The organism is Agathobaculum sp. TL06 (assembly GCF_054658635.1).
This window is the reverse complement of the sequence record NZ_BAAGGY010000001.1, coordinates 1-16038: the sequence shown is the minus strand read 5'-3', so window position 1 is coordinate 16038 and position 16038 is coordinate 1. Positions and strand designations below refer to the sequence as shown.

The following is a 16038-nucleotide window of genomic DNA, read 5'->3' as shown; positions in this document are numbered from 1 at the left end:
TTACTGCGCTTCGCTTTCCTGATCGGCAAAGTAGCCACGGATCGCCTCGGTAATCATACGGTCCGCCTCCTCCGGCGTCGTATTCTTCAACTGCGCCCCCGCGGCGGAATGGTTGCCGCCGCCGCCAAGACGCTCCATCAGCAATTGTACATTGACCTGTCCGGAGGCACGGGCGGAAACCGCCATATCCGCCCCGCTGCGGAACGCGACAACGCTGGCTCTTGTCCCAATGATCGACAAAAGCTCGTCTGCCGCCTGTGCGGCCGCAATGCGGTCGATCTCCTGATCTGTGAGAGCGAAAATCACGCCTTGCCCGCAATTGCGTGCGGAAGAGATGATTTTCTGCCGCTCCATATACTGGTCAAAGCTTGACTGAAACAGGCGCTTGACATCGCTCACCTCCGCGCCCGCGCGGCGCAGATAGGCCGCGGCCTCGAACGTGCGCACGCCGGTGCGGGTCGAATAACCCTTGGTATCCAGATAGATGCCCGCGAGCATCGCCTCCGCCTCGCTGGTAAGGATATCGTTGTTCGGCACCAGATATTGCAGCAGCTCGCTGACCAGCTCGGATGCGGAGGAAGCGTACGGCTCATGCAGCGAAACGACCGCGTTCTCTATATAATCCGCAGCGCGGCGGTGATGGTCAATGACCGCCACTTTATTGATCGACTGGAGCAGCGCTTCGCTTTCCACATAGCCGGGACGGTTCACATCCACCACGATCAGAAGCGTATTAAAATCGCACATGATCATGGCGTCCTCTGCGCTGATAAAAACGTCCTTGTATTCGGGCAGGGACTCGAGTCGTTCGATCAGATCCGACGCCATGGTGTGCTGCTGGTCCACGACGATATGCACGGGCTTGCCCTTGACGCGCGCCGCGCATACCATGCCCGCCGCCGCTCCGATCGCATCCATATCGCTGTTCTTATGGCCCATGACCAGCACTTGCGAGGAGTCTCGGATGAGCTGACTCAATGCGTTTGCCACAACGCGGCTTTTGACCTTGGTGCGCTTTTCCACTTCCTCGCTCAGGCCGCCGTAAAACTCAAAGGTGTACCGGTTTTTAATGACCGCCTGGTCACCGCCGCGTGACAGCGCCATGTCGATTGCCAGCCCAGCGTACTGATAGCTTTCCGCAAGCGTTTCCCCGTCTCTGCCGATACCGATCGACAGTGTGGCGAGGACGCCCTCGTGGTTGCGGATATCGCGCACCTCCTGCAGCACGGCGAATTTCCGCGCCGCAAGCTTGTCAAGCTCCGCGTTTTCGATGATAAAAATGTATTTATCGCGGTCGTATTTCCGCAGAACCGCGCTGCTGTTGCGCGTCCATTCGGACAGGCGGCGGTCAATATCCGCAAGGATCGCGGATTTTTCCGAGTCCGTTGCGTTCTTCATCAATTCTTCGTAATTGTCGATCGCGATGATGGCAAGCGCCGGATGGCGCGTTTCCGCCGCGTCCCGCAGCCGGACGTATTCCGTACAATCGATGAAATAGAGCATCATCATCTGTCCGGCGCCGCTCGGGATCATACTGCCGAATACATGGTACGCCCGACGCCCCATGCGAAGCTCGCCCGGGAATTCCTCCTTCCCCTCGATCAGCCACCGTGTTTCAAACGTTGGCGCGAGCTCGGTCATGCGCATATGGCGGGCGCCGCTGAACTGGCCGCTGATTTCCGCAAACGCTTCGTTTGCCCAAATGATCTCGCCGGTCGTTGCGAGCGCAACAACCGTCGGCAGCGGAGAGTGGGTTACCGCGGGCTTTATTTCGCCGCCGCTGACCTCAATATTCTCCATCAGGTCCTGCACCTGACGTTTTCGCTCGGATTCCTGGCGCAGCGAGGCAAGCCGGAGTACGACGCAGACCGCTATGCCCGCAGCGCCATACCACAACGAAAAATATAATCCGCCCGCCGCAAACAGCAAAAACAGCAGGTAAAACCATGTTTGCCCGGGCTGCAGCGCTTTTTGAAATTTCTTTTTCAATTCCCGTCCCCCTTTCGGACGCAAATACGCATGCTAATTATATCATCGCACGGCCGTAATGTAAACAAAAATCGTCTATGCCGATTGTGTTTTGCGGCAAAACGTGGTAAAGTATTCCCATACCCGAAAAGGAGGAAACCTTCATGCAATTCACGTTTGCACACAATAATTTCAATGTGCGTGATCTGGACCGGTCGCTCGCATTCTATCAGGAGGCGCTCGGCCTGTCCGAGGTCCGCCGCATCAGCCCTGACGACGGGAGCTTTATCATCGTCTATCTGAGCGATGGCAAAAGCGCTCACCAGCTGGAGCTGACCTGGCTGCGGGATTGGGACCATGCCTATAACCTTGGCGATAACGAATTTCATCTTGCGTTCCATGTGGACGACTTTGCAGCCGCTCATCACAAGCATGAGCAGATGGGCTGCATCTGCTTTGAAAACCCTGCGATGGGCATATATTTTATCTCCGATCCGGATGGATACTGGCTCGAGGTCATCCCCTCCCGTTGATTTACCGATCCGCAGGCTGCCAGCACAGATTCTGGCAGCCTTTTTTGTCCCCATTCGCAATTTTACGGATATTTTCCATCCATGCCCATCAAAATATGATATACTGATATCGCATACGGAAAGGAGCTGGCTGTTTTTGAACCCTTATCTTGACCTGTTTCTCACCTTTGCCCGCATCGGTGTATGCACGTTTGGCGGCGGCTATGCCATGCTGCCCCTGCTCCAGCGGGAGATCGTTGAAAACCGCGGCTGGGCGACCGAGGACGAGCTGATGGATTATTATGCCATCGGCCAATGTACGCCCGGTGTAATCGCGGTCAATACCTCCACCTTTGTCGGCTATAAGACCCACGGCGTGCCTGGCGCGATCTGCGCTACGGCCGGCATGGTCGCGCCGTCTCTGGTAATCATTGTTATCATTGCCGCCTGCATCCAGCAATTTGCGCATCTTGCCGTGGTGCAGCACGCTTTTTCCGGCATCCGCATCGCGGTCTGCGCGCTTGTGCTGCAGTCGGTTTTAAAAATGGCGAGGAAAGGCGTTGTTGACCTGCCTACCACCTTGATCCTGCTTATCACATTTGCCGCCGTTGCATTTTTCGGGGTTTCCCCCGTAGTGATGGTGCTTCTGGCCGGTGCGGCAGGCGTTGCGATCGGTTTCATCCGGAGGCGGCGCGCATGATCTATTTACAGCTGATCTGGGAATTTTTCAAAACCGGCCTTTTCTCGGTCGGCGGCGGTCTGGCAACGCTGCCCTTTCTCAAGGCCATTTCGCTCAAATATCCCTGGTTTACGCCAAACGACCTGTTGGACATGATCGCGGTTTCCGAATCAACGCCCGGGCCGATCGGCATCAATACCGCGACCTACGCCGGTTTCCATGCCGCGGGGGTGCTTGGCTCTGTCGTTGCGACCTGCTCGCTCGTTTTCCCTTCCGTGGTCATTATCATCCTGATCTCGCGCGCCCTGACCAGGTTTCGCGATTCCGCGCTCGTCAGGGATGGCTTTTACGGCCTGCGTCCCGCCTCCGCCGGATTGATTTTCGGCGCTATGCTGGAGGTATTTGCGGCCTCGCTTTTTCATACCGAGCTTTGGAAGGGCGTCGGCAACCTGCTTGCGGTATTCAATTTTCCTGCAATCGCCTTTTTCCTGGCGCTATCGCTGTGTATATGGAAACTCCCCAGGCTCCATCCCATTTTATTCATTTTTGCAGGGGCCATCGGGGGCATCCTCTTTCAGTTTTAATAAAAAATGGCGGAAACCCTATCGTTTCCGCCGTTTTTTATTCGACCATCATCAAACCCGAAAGATAATCTTCCACAACATCTCGAAAATGTTCCGGTGCCACGCCATTATCCTGCAACAACGAAACCAGCCGCATGGTTTCTTCGAGCGTCAGCGCAACATCGTCAATTTGATCCACGCGCTTCCGCTCCGTCATGGCGGCTATACCATACTGCGTCCGTTCAGCACGGGCTTGTTCAGTAACAATATAGCGAACCACAGCTATCGCCCCCTTTGTTCGCAATTCATACCCCTCATTTTACGCCCCTGTACAGGTGCCGTCTGTCGAAAGCGGGCGAACGATAGCAAAAAAAGTTGCCGCAGATGGGTTGACATCTGCGGCAATCGGCTATTTCAACAAATATTCTTCGATAAGTTGGCAAGCATCACTAATGCACCCTGGGCAGGACCGCCTTACCGTTCCATCCGTCACGCCTTTTAGCTCTCTGCAAAGGTAGGTGCCGTTCTTCTCCTCAAACGCAGCCGCCAACGCTTTTGTCAGCTTATAGGTCTGCGCCTTTGTTTCACCCGGGTGACTGCAGCCCTTGCTCTGCTTGCAGCCCGCCAGCATGAACGCGCCGGTCAGCGCGCCGCAGACCTCCATAAGCCCCATGCCCAGGCCGAAGCCCTCGGCCATTTTGAACGCCGTGTTTTCATCCAGCCCAAACCGGTCGCAATAAGCGCACACAACCGCCTGCGCGCAGTTATAGCCGCTGTCATGCAGGCGCTGCGCCCGCTCTTCTCTTTCTGTCACGTTCAATCTCTCCTGTCCGTTAATATTCAACCTGTTCGAAATAGCGCATGATCGCATGGAACTGCGCCAGCGCTTCCGCCTGCCAATCCTCCTCGCTATCGATAAACTTCTGGTCCTCCTCGTTATCGATAAAGCAAAACTCACTGGTCAGGGCAGGAATACCCAGCGCGGACGCCACGCGATTCGTATAATAATAATCCCCGTTGCTTCCTTCTCGGAATACGACCTGCCGGATCGGGATGCCCAGCTTCTCATATTCCTCCAGCAGCGCCTCCGCCAGAATCTTGGTCGGCCCTCCATCCTTATCCACGATCTGCGCCAGCGCTTCCGCACCGCGCGCCGTCGTATTGGCCGCATTATGATGGACACTGAAAAACAGGTCCACCGTGTCCACATATTCCTCCATGATCTGACCGCGCAGGGAGAGCGAGCTCCCCTCCTCCAGCGTATCGCGCACCATGATCACCCGAACGCCCGCTTCCTCCAGGTATTCTTCCAGATATTGTGAAACATACAGGTTGATATGCTTTTCATCCAGAGATCCGTCCTCGTTATGTGCGCCAACATCGCTGCCGCCATGGCCGGGGTCAACGATCACGGTCATTTTTCCATCAATATTCGAGGTGCGCTCCGGCCGCACCGGCTTGATATCCGGCTCCGGCTCTCCCTCGGACGTATCGTAGTCCTTCACCCGTACAAGATAGTCCGCACTGCAATAGCGGTCGCTCCCGTCGTCTCCAACCATGATATGCGCCCAATTATCCGTTATCGAATCCACGACGATTTCTGTACCGTTCATCAGCTTGCCGACCGCGGCATAAGTAAGCCCTGGACCCGTCCGTACCGAAAGGTAGTCGCTGACCTTGACCTGATAGACCCCTGTTACAAAAGGCTCTTCCGGTTCCGCAGGTTCTGGCTCCGGCTCCGGCTCCTGCGGCCCTTCCGGATCAGGCTCCGGCTGCGGCTCCGGATCGGGTGCGGCCGGCGTTTTGATCTGCACCGTCTGCGTCGCGCTTTCAAATGCCGCAGTAAACCCCATTGCAGTCGATACGTCCGCTATCTTATAATAGTTGTTCCCGTTGATATTATAGCCCTTGATGGATACGCCGCTGCCATCCAGCAGCAGCTTGGCGGTCGATTCCTGCACACGGAGCGTAGAGGAGGATGCAACGCTCATCTCCCCGCCCACCGCGGTGTAGGCCGCGCCGGATATCAAATCGATCGCATTTTTCTCCCCATTCCACTGCACATCAAACGACGCCGTGGTGCCGCTGAGCAGGAACGCAATATCCCGCAGCTTAAAATAGTTATATCCGTCAATGTTATAGGCCTGCGGGCTGACGGCCTGCCCATTGACCGTGACCTTGTGCGCCGATGGTACCGTCTTGAGCGCCGCGCGTGCGGATGGCATTTGCAGGGCCGCATTTTGCGAAACAGCGCGGTCCTCCTCTGCCGCCGGTCCGCCGGCTTGCAGAACGATTTGCTGTTCGGTTTCTTCTTTTGTTATTTCACCCGCTGCGGCTGTGCCAGTTAAAAGATACAGCGATGCGCACAGCAGGGCAATCATTCGTTTCAAACGCATGATAGACCTCCGGGCTGAACAAGCTGGTTTTCTCATAATACGGAACGTATTTTATCACGAAAAAGCCCGAATTTCAATGCTTTGAAGGGTAAAACGGCGCATTTGTAATATTACAAATGCGCCGTTTTATGTTACAGCTTTGCGTTAAAGCATCGCCGCGCCAATCAGCCCCGCGTCATTTCCCAACGCGGCCGCAATGATCTTTGTATTGCATGACGCGCCCTGGAAGGTTTCCGCTTCTGTTAAGCGGCGCAGCGGTTCGATCAGCTTCTCCCCATAGCCCGCAAGTCCGCCCCCGATAACAATGCACTCCGGCTGAAAAATATTGACCAGGTTCGCCAGCCCGCAGGAGAGGTTGACGCAGTATTCCTCAAACAGCTCCCGCGCCAGGGTGTCGCCCGCGTCTACGGCGTCACATATCATCTTGGCGTTCAGCGCTCCCCGATTTACTTCCAGAACGCTCTTTCTTCCCGCCTCCAAGGCACGCTCCGCAAAACGGACAAACGCCGAAGCGGAGGTATAGGCCTCCAGGCAGCCCTTTCGTCCACAGTTGCACGGCTCGCCGCCCTGCCGTATCACGATGTGTCCCAATTCTCCCGCGATGCCGTTGCAGCCGGTATAAAGCTTTCCGTCTACCACAATCCCGCCGCCGACGCCGGTTCCCAGGGTAATCATCAGCATGTTGCCGGTATCTTTTGCCGCGCCCGCAATCGCTTCTCCCAGCGCCGCGCAGTTTGCGTCGTTGTCCAGTTGAACCGCGCACTGGAATTCCGGCTGGAACGCTTGCGCGAAGCACACGTCGTTCATATCCAAATTGGTTCCGAACCGCAGCGTGCAGGTTTCCTTGTCGAACGAGCCGGGTACGCCGATACCTATGCTCTGTACCTGCTCCGGCGTTATTGCCTCTTTTTCGCACAGCGCGAGCGCGAGCGCTTTCATATCCGCGCGCAGACCGTCCGCATCCCCCACACGGGTGGGCGCGCTCATTTTATGCAGCAGCGCGCCATCCTCCCGACAAAGCGCCGCTTTTACCGTTGTTCCACCTAAATCAATACCGATCCGCATCCTGTTTCCTCCTTTTCATCCGAACAACGTCAGGCCGCGTCCACGAAAATATTCGTCCAGACGCTCCCTGCTGCTGTTGACCACCAGTTCTTCCGGAAACCCGATCTCTTCCAGCATCTCCAACGCATTGTCCACACAGCCGACTGTATATTCAATATGCGAATCACTGTCCACAACGATCGGCACCTGATATTTTTTGCACAGGCGCGCAATCTCCGTACAGTTCTCCCTGCTTCCTTTCCGGATGGCAAAGGAATTGCTGTTGATCTCCACCAGCTTGCCGTACTGGTTGCACTGTGAAATGATATGCTCCATATCAAAATCAAATTTGGGGTTCCCCGGATGCCCAAACGCCTGCACCCGTTTATCATGCAGCACCGCTTCAAGCGCCTCTGTGTGCGCCGCCCGCGTGGAGGGGGCAAAGCAGCAGTCATGGAAAGAGGCCAGCGCAAACTCCACAGGCTTCAGGCTTTTTTCATTCATCCGGTCCAGCGCCCCGCCGGGACAGATATTGAATTCTATTCCCCGAATCACGGCCACGCCGTCTATCTCTCGCGGAATAATATTCAGGTTGGAAAAATGCCACTCATGCGGCCCGTCTTTCATATCCGGACCGTGGTCGGTAATGCCGATCGCGATCAGCCCCTTTGCTTTTGCGCCGCGAACCATCTCATATACCGTGGAATACGCGTGCGTACTGGCGATCGTGTGGGTATGCAGGTCTGCTACGATGTGCATGGAAAACAAATGCTCCTTTTTTGTGGTGAAATCCATTTCGCGTAAAGGGTCTATCCAAACAGAAAACAGGCGTTTGACGCCTGTTTTCAAAAACGTCCGGCGCGCGGGCGAGTCATGGCGCTGCGAGGCGGCCGGCCGTACCTCTGCGCATCAGTTTCCGTACTGCTTGAGCATGCGCTCCTGCAGCTCGCGCGCCGCGTTAAAGCCCATCTTCTTTTGGCGGTCGTTCATGGCGGCGACCTCGATGATGACCGCAAGGTTGCGGCCAGGCTTGACCGGAATCGTCAGCGACGGAACCGCAATATCCAGAATGCTGGTCGTCTGTCCATCCAGGCCCAGGCGGTCGTACTGCTTTCCATCCTCCCACGGCTCCAGGTTGATGACCAGCTCCACCTTTTCGGTCATCTTGATCGCGCCGATGCCAAAGATTCGGCGCACATCGACAATGCCGATGCCGCGCAGCTCGATAAAATGCCGGATGACCTCGGGCGCCGTACCGACCAGCGTCTTGTCTGACACGCGCTTGATTTCAACCGCGTCGTCCGCGATCAGCCGGTGGCCGCGCTTGACCAGCTCGATTGCAGTCTCGGATTTACCGACGCCGGAATCGCCCAGCAGCAGCACGCCCTCGCCGTAAATTTCGATCAGAACGCCGTGCAGCGTCACCCGCGGCGCGAGGTTGACCTTAAGGGAAGCGATCACCGCGCTCATAATCGTCGAGGTAAATTCGTTGGTGCGCAGGATCGGCACCTTATATTTTTCCGCCGCCGCCCGGCACTCGGGGAACACATCGATATTCCGCGAGACAATCAATACCGGAATGCCGGTGGAAAACAGCCGTTCAAAGCATGCCAGCCGCGCTTCCGGCGTCATCTGCTCCACATAGCTTGATTCCACCTTGCCCACAATCTGAATCCGATTGGGATCGAAATAATCAAAAAAACCGGCCAGCTGCAGTCCCGGGCGGTTGACATCATCCTTTGTGATCTCAATTTTCTCGAAGCCCTCCGGTCCGTAGACGACCTCAAAATCAAATTCCTGTATCAGATCGCCCAAGCTGACGCCAAATTCTTTTAATTGCATAAAAATACTCCCCTCCGCAGCGGCAGGTATGTTGATGCTTGTATTATACCCTGATTTTCCACCTTTTTCAACGCTTTCCCGCTCTTCCGCGGCAAAACTTGAAAAATAGGACTTTTTATGAAAAAACCGCTTGCATTTTTACAGGCATTATGGTATTATAATATCCGTTACGCAATGCACAAGAGAAGGAGGTGCAGGAAAATGGCAAAGTGCGATATTTGCGGCAAGGGCGTGACCTTTGGTATTCAGGTCTCTCACTCTCATCGTCGTTCCAACAGAACTTGGAAGCCGAATGTTCGTCGTGTGAAGGCTCTGGTCGATGGTACTCCCCGCCATATCAACGTATGTACTCGGTGCCTCCGCTCCGGCAAGGTAACCCGCGCGATCTGATTTCCGCGCGATACGTTGAAAGCATGTTGAGGCGCTCTGCTTGCAGGGCGCTTTTCTATTGCATATCCCTTTCCCCAGTATCCCTTAACAGTAGGTGATTCCCATGAAAAAGGCGTTCCGCCCCGCGTTTACGGTCACAATCCCCGTGCTGTGCGGCTATCTTTTTATCGGTTTCGCATTCGGCGTGATGCTGCGCGATGCCGGTTTTATCGCTCCCTGGGCGTTTCTGTCCAGCCTGACGATCTACGCCGGTTCCGGACAATATCTTCTGGTTTCGCTCCTTGCGGCCAACGCGTCCCTTGTCACCGTCGCGGTGATGACGCTTCTGCTCAACTGCCGCCATATCTTTTACGGTCTTTCTTTTCTCGAAACCTTCCACCAGATGGGGCGCGCCAAGTGGTACATGATCTTTTCTCTGACCGACGAAACCTATTCCCTGCTCTGTTCGCTGAAAACGCCGGACGGTGTCGACCCTGCCGCGATGCGCTTTTTAATCTCCGTGCTTGACCAAAGCTACTGGATCATCGGCTCAGTCATCGGCGCAATTGTCGGCGGCGTGCTGCCGTTCGATACCACAGGCATTGATTTCGCGATGACCGCGCTCTTTACTGTGATTTTTGTCGAGCAGTGGAAAAGCAGCAAATGCCATATCCCCGCCTTTCTCGGACTCGGCGCGGCTGCCGTATCGCTTGCCTTGCTCGGTCCGGATAACTTTATCCTGCCCGCCATGCTGGCCATCTGCGTCATGCTGGTCGCGCTGCGCGGGAAGCTTGCTGGGGAGGTGTCGGAATGACCCCGCAAAAAGCGTTTGCCATGATTGCCGTCGCCGCGCTCTGCACCTTTGCAACACGCGTCGCGCCGTTCCTGCTTTTTAATGGAAAAAAGCCCATCCCCCGGATTGTGCGCTACCTCGGCGAGACGCTCCCGCCCGCTGTGATCGCTCTGCTGGTCATCTATTGCGTCAAAAGCGTGGACTGGCTTGCCGCGCCGCACGGCGCGCCGGAGCTGCTTTGTATCGCTGTCGTTGCGTTGCTGCATGTCTGGAAGCGGAACAACCTGTTATCGATCGGCGTCGGCACTGTTCTGTACATGTTTTTGGTACAGGGTGTATTTGTCTGACGTCCTGCCTATCCCTGACCGCATTGGTTTTCCAATGCGGTTTTTTATTTCCCGACCAAGAATTTTGTGGTACAATAAAGCAAGCTGAAAAAGGAGTTATTTTATGCAGACTATTATCAATATGCTGGCGCATGAGCTGCGGCAGCCGGAATCATACGTTTCCAATGTCGTCAAACTGCTTGACGAGGGGAATACCGTCCCCTTTATCGCCCGCTACCGGAAAGAGCTGCACGGCGCGATGGACGACCAGACGATCCGCACGCTTGCCGATCGGCTCGGCTATCTGCGCAGCCTGGATGAAAAGCGTGCGGAAATCCGCGCATCGATCGAATCGCAGGGCAAGCTGACCGAGACGCTCGACCACGCAATCGCAGAGGCGCAGACCCTGGCCGCGCTCGACGACCTCTACCGCCCCTACCGCCCCAAGCGCCGCACCCGCGCCTCTGTCGCCCGCGAAAAGGGTCTGGAGCCTTTGGCTGCACAGCTTCTTGCCGCGCGCACGCCGTCCCCTGAGCCGGACGCGCTTGCCGCGCCTTTCGTCGATCCGGCCAAAGGCATCGAAAACGCCGCGGAAGCCTTGTCCGGCGCCTCGGACATCATTGCGGAGGATATCTCGGACGACGCGGATATTCGCGGCCGCCTGCGCCGCCTGATCCGCCGGACCGGTGTGATGCAAACCGCCGGAACCGACGCGGAGGACACCGTCTATACGATGTATCACGAATTTTCCGAGCCGGTCAACCGGCTGCAAAGCCACCGTGTCCTTGCAATCAACCGCGGAGAAAAGGAGGGCAAGCTCAAGGTGGCCCTGACCGTGGACGACAGCCAGGCGCTGGTCGAACTGAACCGCGCCGTCCTGCATCCCAAAAACCCGTTCTGCGCCATGCTGCGCGCCACTTGTGAGGATAGCTGGAAACGGCTGCTGTTCCCCTCTCTGGAGCGCGAGCTGCGCAGCGAACTGACCGATGCGGCAAACGAACAAGCGATCCATACTTTCGCGCTCAACCTGCGCCCCCTGCTTATGCAGCCGCCTGTGAAAAATCGTGTGACGCTCGGTTTCGACCCCGGCTACCGGAACGGCTGCAAGCTCGCCGTGGTGGATGGCACCGGCAAGGTGCTGGATACCGCTGTCATATACCCCACGCCGCCCTATCAAAAAGTGGCCGAAGCGAAAAACACGCTGCGCCGTTTGTGCGGCGCGCACCATGTTACCTGCATTGCGATCGGCAACGGCACAGCCTCCAAGGAAAGCGAGCTATTGATCGCTGACTTTATTCGGGAATACGGCGGCGGCATCGAGTACATGGTCGTCTCCGAAGCCGGCGCCTCGGTTTATTCCGCGAGCAGGCTTGCGGCCGAGGAGTTTCCGGATTATGACGTCAACCTGCGTTCCGCCGTATCGATTGCCCGCCGTCTGCAGGACCCGCTGGCCGAGCTGGTCAAAATCGACCCCAAAGCGATCGGTGTCGGGCAATACCAGCACGATATGCCGCAGGCTCGCTTGTCCGAGGCGCTGGATGGCGTGGTTGAGGACTGCGTCAACGCTGTCGGCGTGGATCTCAACACCGCTTCTTCCGCTTTGCTGTCGCGCGTTGCCGGCGTTTCCGGTACCGTGGCGAAAAATATTACCGCCTATCGTGAGGAACACGGCCGTTTTGACAGCCGTAAGCAGCTATTGAAGGTAAAAGGGCTTGGCCCCAAGGCTTATGAGCAATGTGCGGGCTTTCTGCGCGTACCCGAAAGCGACAACCTGCTCGACCGGACCGCGGTCCATCCTGAATCCTACGCCGCGGCTGAAACGCTGCTTACCCTGTGCGGATACTCCGTTCAGGACGCTGCTTCCGGCAGGCTGGGAGAGCTTACCTCCCGCGTGGAAAAACTGGGCCGGACCGATGCCGCGCAGCGCTGCGGGGTCGGCGTGCCGACCCTGATGGATATTATTTCCGAGCTTCAGAAGCCCGGGCGCGATCCGCGCGATGAACTGCCGCCGCCGCTGCTCCGCTCGGACGTCCTCGATTTCAAGGACCTGAAGCCTGGTATGAAGCTCAAAGGAACGGTGCGCAATGTAGCGGATTTCGGCGCGTTCGTGGATATCGGCGTCCATCAGGACGGTTTGGTGCATATCTCGCAGATCTGCAGCCGCTATATCAAGCACCCCTCCGAAGCGGTCACCGTCGGTGATATTGTGGATGTGGTCGTCCTGTCGGCTGATCCCAAAAGCCACCGCATCGCCCTTTCCATGAAGCAGGCAAAATAAACGGAAAACGGGGTACAGCTTTAGATGAACGCCGATAAGGAAGTTTTGAAAACAAACTAACTTAACGGCTGACAAACAGGGAGCGAAATGAAAACCTCATGTACGATGATATTTTGTACATGAGGTTTTCATTTTGTTATTAGCTTTTGGATGCGGATTCTTTATCCTCGACTCGCGCATCAACAATAACTACTTCTAAATCAACTTTGTGGAAAAGTGCTGTTTCATTTTTTATAGTTTGTATTTCATTTATTCTTTTTAAATCTTTGTCCGAATATACAATTACAAGAAATATGCCCTTGCGGCATGAATCAATTTTCATATATTGTGGAAGTTGTTTTTTTAGCCCATTCCAAAAACGAGTATTTTTTGCTAATTTAGCTTCTAATAAGACTCTATTGCTATATCCACAACTAAAACGAAAATCTACTGGCCCCATACCTTGATTAACTTCGCGCGTAAAGTCAATATTATTGGCACGACAATGCTCATCAAGAATCCCTTTAAAAAGTAACTGAACATCTTCTTCGCTTCGAGGAGTCGTTCTTGTGTCATTCCACAATAATTTATATCCAGAACGTAGTTCAACAAAATCCTTGAAATAACCGACAAATTCTTTGATTTTTTGAAAGAAGCTATCGTCGTTTGTCACTTCTCCAAAAGAAAATCTATTGTTTGTCGCAATATCTTTTGATAATTCATACCAAACATATCGCAGTGTGGTTTTCATCAGTTCTCCAAACGAATTTGGATTTCGTTTTTCAACTATATCAATATATTCCTTTACTAAATCATAATTTTCGATTGCAATTTGTGCTATCTTTTCTTTATCAAGATTTTTATCTACTTCATAATTCAAATCATTTCTTAAACGTTCTGCTAAATCAATCGTGTCTGCAAAGTCATCAGTATTAATTTCAGGAAGAACATTTAAAAATGATTTCGGAACTAATAAAACGGGGGAGTCATTTTTGTACGGGTTAGTTGGTAATAAACATTCAGCACTACACCATCTTTTATACTCATAGTCAAATGTTGCATTTTGCAACCTTTTCTTTTTCATTGGTATTCCATGCAAGTTACATATTCTCTGTGTATATGTAACTAACCGCTGTTTCAATAAATTTGCAGTCATATCACTTAAGCGGTCTGGTCCAATACCTTCGCAAAATATTCCCAACTCTTCAAAATGAGATATATGAGTTATACCTTTTGAAATAATAGCACTAATATTTGCAGTTAAAGTTTTAGCCCACTCTGGTCCGGTGCCTGCTCCTTGTCGTTGTTTAGAATATCCCAAACAAATAGCGTTCACTTCTGGAAACATCAGCATGCTTTCCGCTTTTTTATAGCTTAAATGATTTTTCATACCTCCAGAATTGGCTATCAGTTCAAATGCCTGTTGAAAGAAGTACATCATTTCAGAGTAACTATCTTTGAACAAATCGTCGTTTGATTTAAATACTGCAAATGGATCAATAAATAACCGTGTATCTTGGTGTAGAATTGGATCGAACCATTCTTCATCTCCAATACAATTAATTTTATAGTATTCAGAAAAAAGCATCTTCTCCCTCCTTTACATATTTTCATTATATCAGAAATTTTTTGAAAATAATATATTAATGTTACGCAGTAGAACCTCATTTTTGAGGAAAAAGGTATAAATCTATTACTCTGGGCATTTTCATGTCTGTAAGCCTCTTAAATCAAGGCTATTTTGCCCTCTATTGCGTAACATTACTATGGCAATTCATGTAGCTATTTACACGAAGCAAAATCTATGCATACTTACGACTTCCGGCATTGGATTACCCGATATTGGATTTTCCGACATCGGATTATCCGACGTCGGAAAATCCAACGCAATTAAATAAAGATATATAAAGTAAAGATTAAATAATTACGGATTAAATCAATTACCCATTCCATTCCGTTCTCCCAATTCTTACTTTCATCATAAGCTACCGGAACGGAAGCGAAAAGAAGCGACAATGCAGAAATAATTATCCATTCAGAAAATCCATAATTCGTAGAGCGCGTAAGCGGTTTATCCGATTGCGCTCTCTTAGCCGCCCAACAGCAAAGACAGGGAAAGCCGTCAAGGACGTGCAAGCGTGCATTTTATCCTTGACGGCTTTTTCTGGCTCTGCTACTCCCTACCTGTCAAAACGAAATTGCAGGATAGCTTTGATAAGCTGTGCTTTCAGACGGTCTTGAATATCGTCGTTGATATGTCCTTGATAAGTAGACAGATATTTGATGTATCCGGTGTAATGCCGTAATACTGCGTCTATCGCTTTCGGCTCCCCAGCAACCGCTTTTTCAATGACTTCAAAGGGGATATGCTTCTTATTCCTCATAGTTCGTTTTCTCCAGTTCCTTTCTTAAATTCTTTAAAGCCGATAATTTCCAGTAGTTAGCTGTGCTTCTGCTCCGTCCGTACTCTTTCCCGACTTCTGTATCAGTATAGCCCAGAAAGAAATACATCAACAGGACAGTACGACGCTGTTCCGACAATTTGGATAATGCGTCGGCTAATCGCTCGCTAACAACAGTAACTTTTTGACCTTTCACAACAAAGGTTGTCGGCTTGTACTGCTCAAAATAATTATCCGTTGTAAATGGTTCAAAAGACGTTTTGGACATCAGATAGTCGAGCGATACTTCCCGTTTCTTCTTTTGCCTAAAATCACGGTATGCGTTGAGCGCGGCATTACGGAGAACGATTCTGCAAAAGGCGGCAAAAGCGTATTCGATATGCTCCATGAATTGTTCAGAATATCTCATTTTCTCATCACCCCCTTTCTTCCCAGTAGGGGGCTATTACAACAAACGCCCACGCAGAATAAGACCGCATGAGCGTTTGAAGAACATGAGTTATTATGACATACTAAATGAGCAGACAGTTCATACTCTTGGGCGGAATACTCTGTTGTATAAAACGGGATTTTTTTAATAATTGCCTATTAACCGATAGAATCATGGCGATACCTCCTTAATACCGCCATGGACATTTTTGCTGATATAATAGAAATGGGCGGCTCCATATTTCAAAGCCGTCCATGAAAGATTTTTGTGCATGAGGAATTATGCTGTACGACGGCTTTTTTTCTTTTGCCGTCGTGCGGCACTTTAACGTAAATGTTCAATATTTCCTGACTGTATATCGGTTATATGCTGTCTGATACGTTCTTCTGACCAATTCCACCACTTTATTTTAAGCAGAAAATCAATCGTTTCTTGGGTAAACCGTTTTCTTATAGGC

The 16038-nt window shown here is 52.6% G+C and carries 17 protein-coding genes; 7 read left to right on the top strand and 10 right to left on the bottom strand.

The genetic code is table 11. The annotated features are described in order from the left end of the window. On the bottom strand, positions 1 to 1989 hold the full coding sequence (locus tag ACYQ3S_RS00085; RefSeq protein WP_459686761.1) for a DHH family phosphoesterase: 1989 nt from the start codon (positions 1987 to 1989) through the stop codon (positions 1 to 3). Between the two features lie 143 nt (positions 1990 to 2132). Between ACYQ3S_RS00085 and ACYQ3S_RS00080 the strand changes: the two genes are divergently transcribed. The 3 genes from ACYQ3S_RS00080 to ACYQ3S_RS00070 all read left to right on the top strand — a co-directional run bounded on the left by ACYQ3S_RS00080 (position 2133) and on the right by ACYQ3S_RS00070 (position 3743). Continuing rightward, a complete protein-coding gene (locus ACYQ3S_RS00080; RefSeq protein ID WP_459686760.1) occupies positions 2133 to 2501 on the top strand; it encodes a VOC family protein in 369 nt (122 codons plus the stop codon). Between the two features lie 136 nt (positions 2502 to 2637). Next, entirely contained in the window at positions 2638 to 3180 is a 543-nt protein-coding gene (locus tag ACYQ3S_RS00075; RefSeq protein WP_459686759.1) for a chromate transporter, read from the top strand. Then, positions 3177 to 3743 (top strand): chromate transporter, encoded by a 567-nt coding sequence (locus tag ACYQ3S_RS00070; RefSeq protein WP_459686758.1) that lies wholly within the window; start codon positions 3177 to 3179, stop codon positions 3741 to 3743. Before ACYQ3S_RS00075 ends, ACYQ3S_RS00070 begins: the two co-directional genes overlap by 4 nt. A 37-nt stretch (positions 3744 to 3780) precedes the next feature. Here the strand turns inward: ACYQ3S_RS00070 and ACYQ3S_RS00065 are convergent, their stop codons facing one another. From ACYQ3S_RS00065 to hprK, 6 genes are all read right to left on the bottom strand, one after another. Next, a complete protein-coding gene (locus ACYQ3S_RS00065) occupies positions 3781 to 4002 on the bottom strand; it encodes a DUF6514 family protein (protein ID WP_459686757.1) in 222 nt (73 codons plus the stop codon). A 129-nt stretch (positions 4003 to 4131) separates the two neighbouring features. Next, positions 4132 to 4536, bottom strand: a complete 405-nt coding sequence (locus ACYQ3S_RS00060; protein WP_459686756.1) for a C-GCAxxG-C-C family protein — start codon at positions 4534 to 4536, stop codon at positions 4132 to 4134. A 19-nt stretch (positions 4537 to 4555) separates the two neighbouring features. Beyond that, entirely contained in the window at positions 4556 to 6118 is a 1563-nt protein-coding gene (locus ACYQ3S_RS00055; protein ID WP_459686755.1) for an N-acetylmuramoyl-L-alanine amidase, read from the bottom strand. Between the two features lie 144 nt (positions 6119 to 6262). Beyond that, positions 6263 to 7183 (bottom strand): ROK family protein, encoded by a 921-nt coding sequence (locus tag ACYQ3S_RS00050; protein WP_459686754.1) that lies wholly within the window; start codon positions 7181 to 7183, stop codon positions 6263 to 6265. Positions 7184 to 7198: 15 nt separating this feature from the next. Next, on the bottom strand, positions 7199 to 7921 hold the full coding sequence (locus ACYQ3S_RS00045; protein WP_459686753.1) for a phosphatase: 723 nt from the start codon (positions 7919 to 7921) through the stop codon (positions 7199 to 7201). A gap of 150 nt (positions 7922 to 8071) precedes the next feature. Further along, positions 8072 to 9004: an HPr(Ser) kinase/phosphatase gene (gene hprK / locus ACYQ3S_RS00040; RefSeq protein ID WP_459686752.1), complete on the bottom strand. Its 933-nt coding sequence runs from the start codon at positions 9002 to 9004 to the stop codon at positions 8072 to 8074. 201 nt (positions 9005 to 9205) lie between these two features. Between hprK and rpmB the strand changes: the two genes are divergently transcribed. From rpmB to ACYQ3S_RS00020, 4 genes are all read left to right on the top strand, one after another. Continuing rightward, a complete protein-coding gene (gene rpmB, locus ACYQ3S_RS00035; protein WP_078096872.1) occupies positions 9206 to 9394 on the top strand; it encodes a 50S ribosomal protein L28 in 189 nt (62 codons plus the stop codon). Positions 9395 to 9497: 103 nt separating this feature from the next. Then, complete coding sequence (locus ACYQ3S_RS00030; protein ID WP_459686751.1) at positions 9498 to 10187, top strand: AzlC family ABC transporter permease; 690 nt, start codon at positions 9498 to 9500, stop codon at positions 10185 to 10187. After that, a complete protein-coding gene (locus tag ACYQ3S_RS00025) occupies positions 10184 to 10513 on the top strand; it encodes a branched-chain amino acid transporter permease (protein WP_459686750.1) in 330 nt (109 codons plus the stop codon). Before ACYQ3S_RS00030 ends, ACYQ3S_RS00025 begins: the two co-directional genes overlap by 4 nt. A 103-nt stretch (positions 10514 to 10616) precedes the next feature. After that, positions 10617 to 12770, top strand: a complete 2154-nt coding sequence (locus ACYQ3S_RS00020) for a Tex family protein (protein ID WP_459686749.1) — start codon at positions 10617 to 10619, stop codon at positions 12768 to 12770. Between the two features lie 139 nt (positions 12771 to 12909). Here ACYQ3S_RS00020 and ACYQ3S_RS00015 read toward each other — a convergent pair whose 3' ends face one another. From ACYQ3S_RS00015 to ACYQ3S_RS00005, 3 genes are all read right to left on the bottom strand, one after another. Continuing rightward, complete coding sequence (locus ACYQ3S_RS00015) at positions 12910 to 14337, bottom strand: hypothetical protein (RefSeq protein WP_459686748.1); 1428 nt, start codon at positions 14335 to 14337, stop codon at positions 12910 to 12912. Between the two features lie 592 nt (positions 14338 to 14929). After that, a complete protein-coding gene (locus ACYQ3S_RS00010; RefSeq protein ID WP_459686747.1) occupies positions 14930 to 15133 on the bottom strand; it encodes a helix-turn-helix domain-containing protein in 204 nt (67 codons plus the stop codon). Then, positions 15123 to 15560: an RNA polymerase sigma factor gene (locus ACYQ3S_RS00005; protein ID WP_459686746.1), complete on the bottom strand. Its 438-nt coding sequence runs from the start codon at positions 15558 to 15560 to the stop codon at positions 15123 to 15125. The genes ACYQ3S_RS00010 and ACYQ3S_RS00005 overlap by 11 nt, the downstream gene beginning before the upstream one ends. Positions 15561 to 16038: the final 478 nt, after the last annotated feature.

Excerpts from the sequence above, each read along its gene's own strand:
- ACYQ3S_RS00080 (WP_459686760.1), top strand. The coding sequence starts at position 2,133 with ATGCAATTCACGTTTGCACACAATAATTTCAATGTGCGTGATCTGGAC.
- ACYQ3S_RS00070 (WP_459686758.1), top strand. The coding sequence starts at position 3,177 with ATGATCTATTTACAGCTGATCTGGGAATTTTTCAAAACCGGCCTTTTC.
- ACYQ3S_RS00055 (WP_459686755.1), bottom strand. The coding sequence starts at position 6,118 with ATGCGTTTGAAACGAATGATTGCCCTGCTGTGCGCATCGCTGTATCTT.
- ACYQ3S_RS00050 (WP_459686754.1), bottom strand. The coding sequence starts at position 7,183 with ATGCGGATCGGTATTGATTTAGGTGGAACAACGGTAAAAGCGGCGCTT.
- ACYQ3S_RS00045 (WP_459686753.1), bottom strand. The coding sequence starts at position 7,921 with ATGCACATCGTAGCAGACCTGCATACCCACACGATCGCCAGTACGCAC.
- hprK (WP_459686752.1), bottom strand. The coding sequence starts at position 9,004 with ATGCAATTAAAAGAATTTGGCGTCAGCTTGGGCGATCTGATACAGGAA.
- rpmB (WP_078096872.1), top strand. The coding sequence starts at position 9,206 with ATGGCAAAGTGCGATATTTGCGGCAAGGGCGTGACCTTTGGTATTCAG.
- ACYQ3S_RS00030 (WP_459686751.1), top strand. The coding sequence starts at position 9,498 with ATGAAAAAGGCGTTCCGCCCCGCGTTTACGGTCACAATCCCCGTGCTG.
- ACYQ3S_RS00025 (WP_459686750.1), top strand. The coding sequence starts at position 10,184 with ATGACCCCGCAAAAAGCGTTTGCCATGATTGCCGTCGCCGCGCTCTGC.
- ACYQ3S_RS00020 (WP_459686749.1), top strand. The coding sequence starts at position 10,617 with ATGCAGACTATTATCAATATGCTGGCGCATGAGCTGCGGCAGCCGGAA.
- ACYQ3S_RS00015 (WP_459686748.1), bottom strand. The coding sequence starts at position 14,337 with ATGCTTTTTTCTGAATACTATAAAATTAATTGTATTGGAGATGAAGAA.
- ACYQ3S_RS00010 (WP_459686747.1), bottom strand. The coding sequence starts at position 15,133 with ATGAGGAATAAGAAGCATATCCCCTTTGAAGTCATTGAAAAAGCGGTT.
- ACYQ3S_RS00005 (WP_459686746.1), bottom strand. The coding sequence starts at position 15,560 with ATGAGATATTCTGAACAATTCATGGAGCATATCGAATACGCTTTTGCC.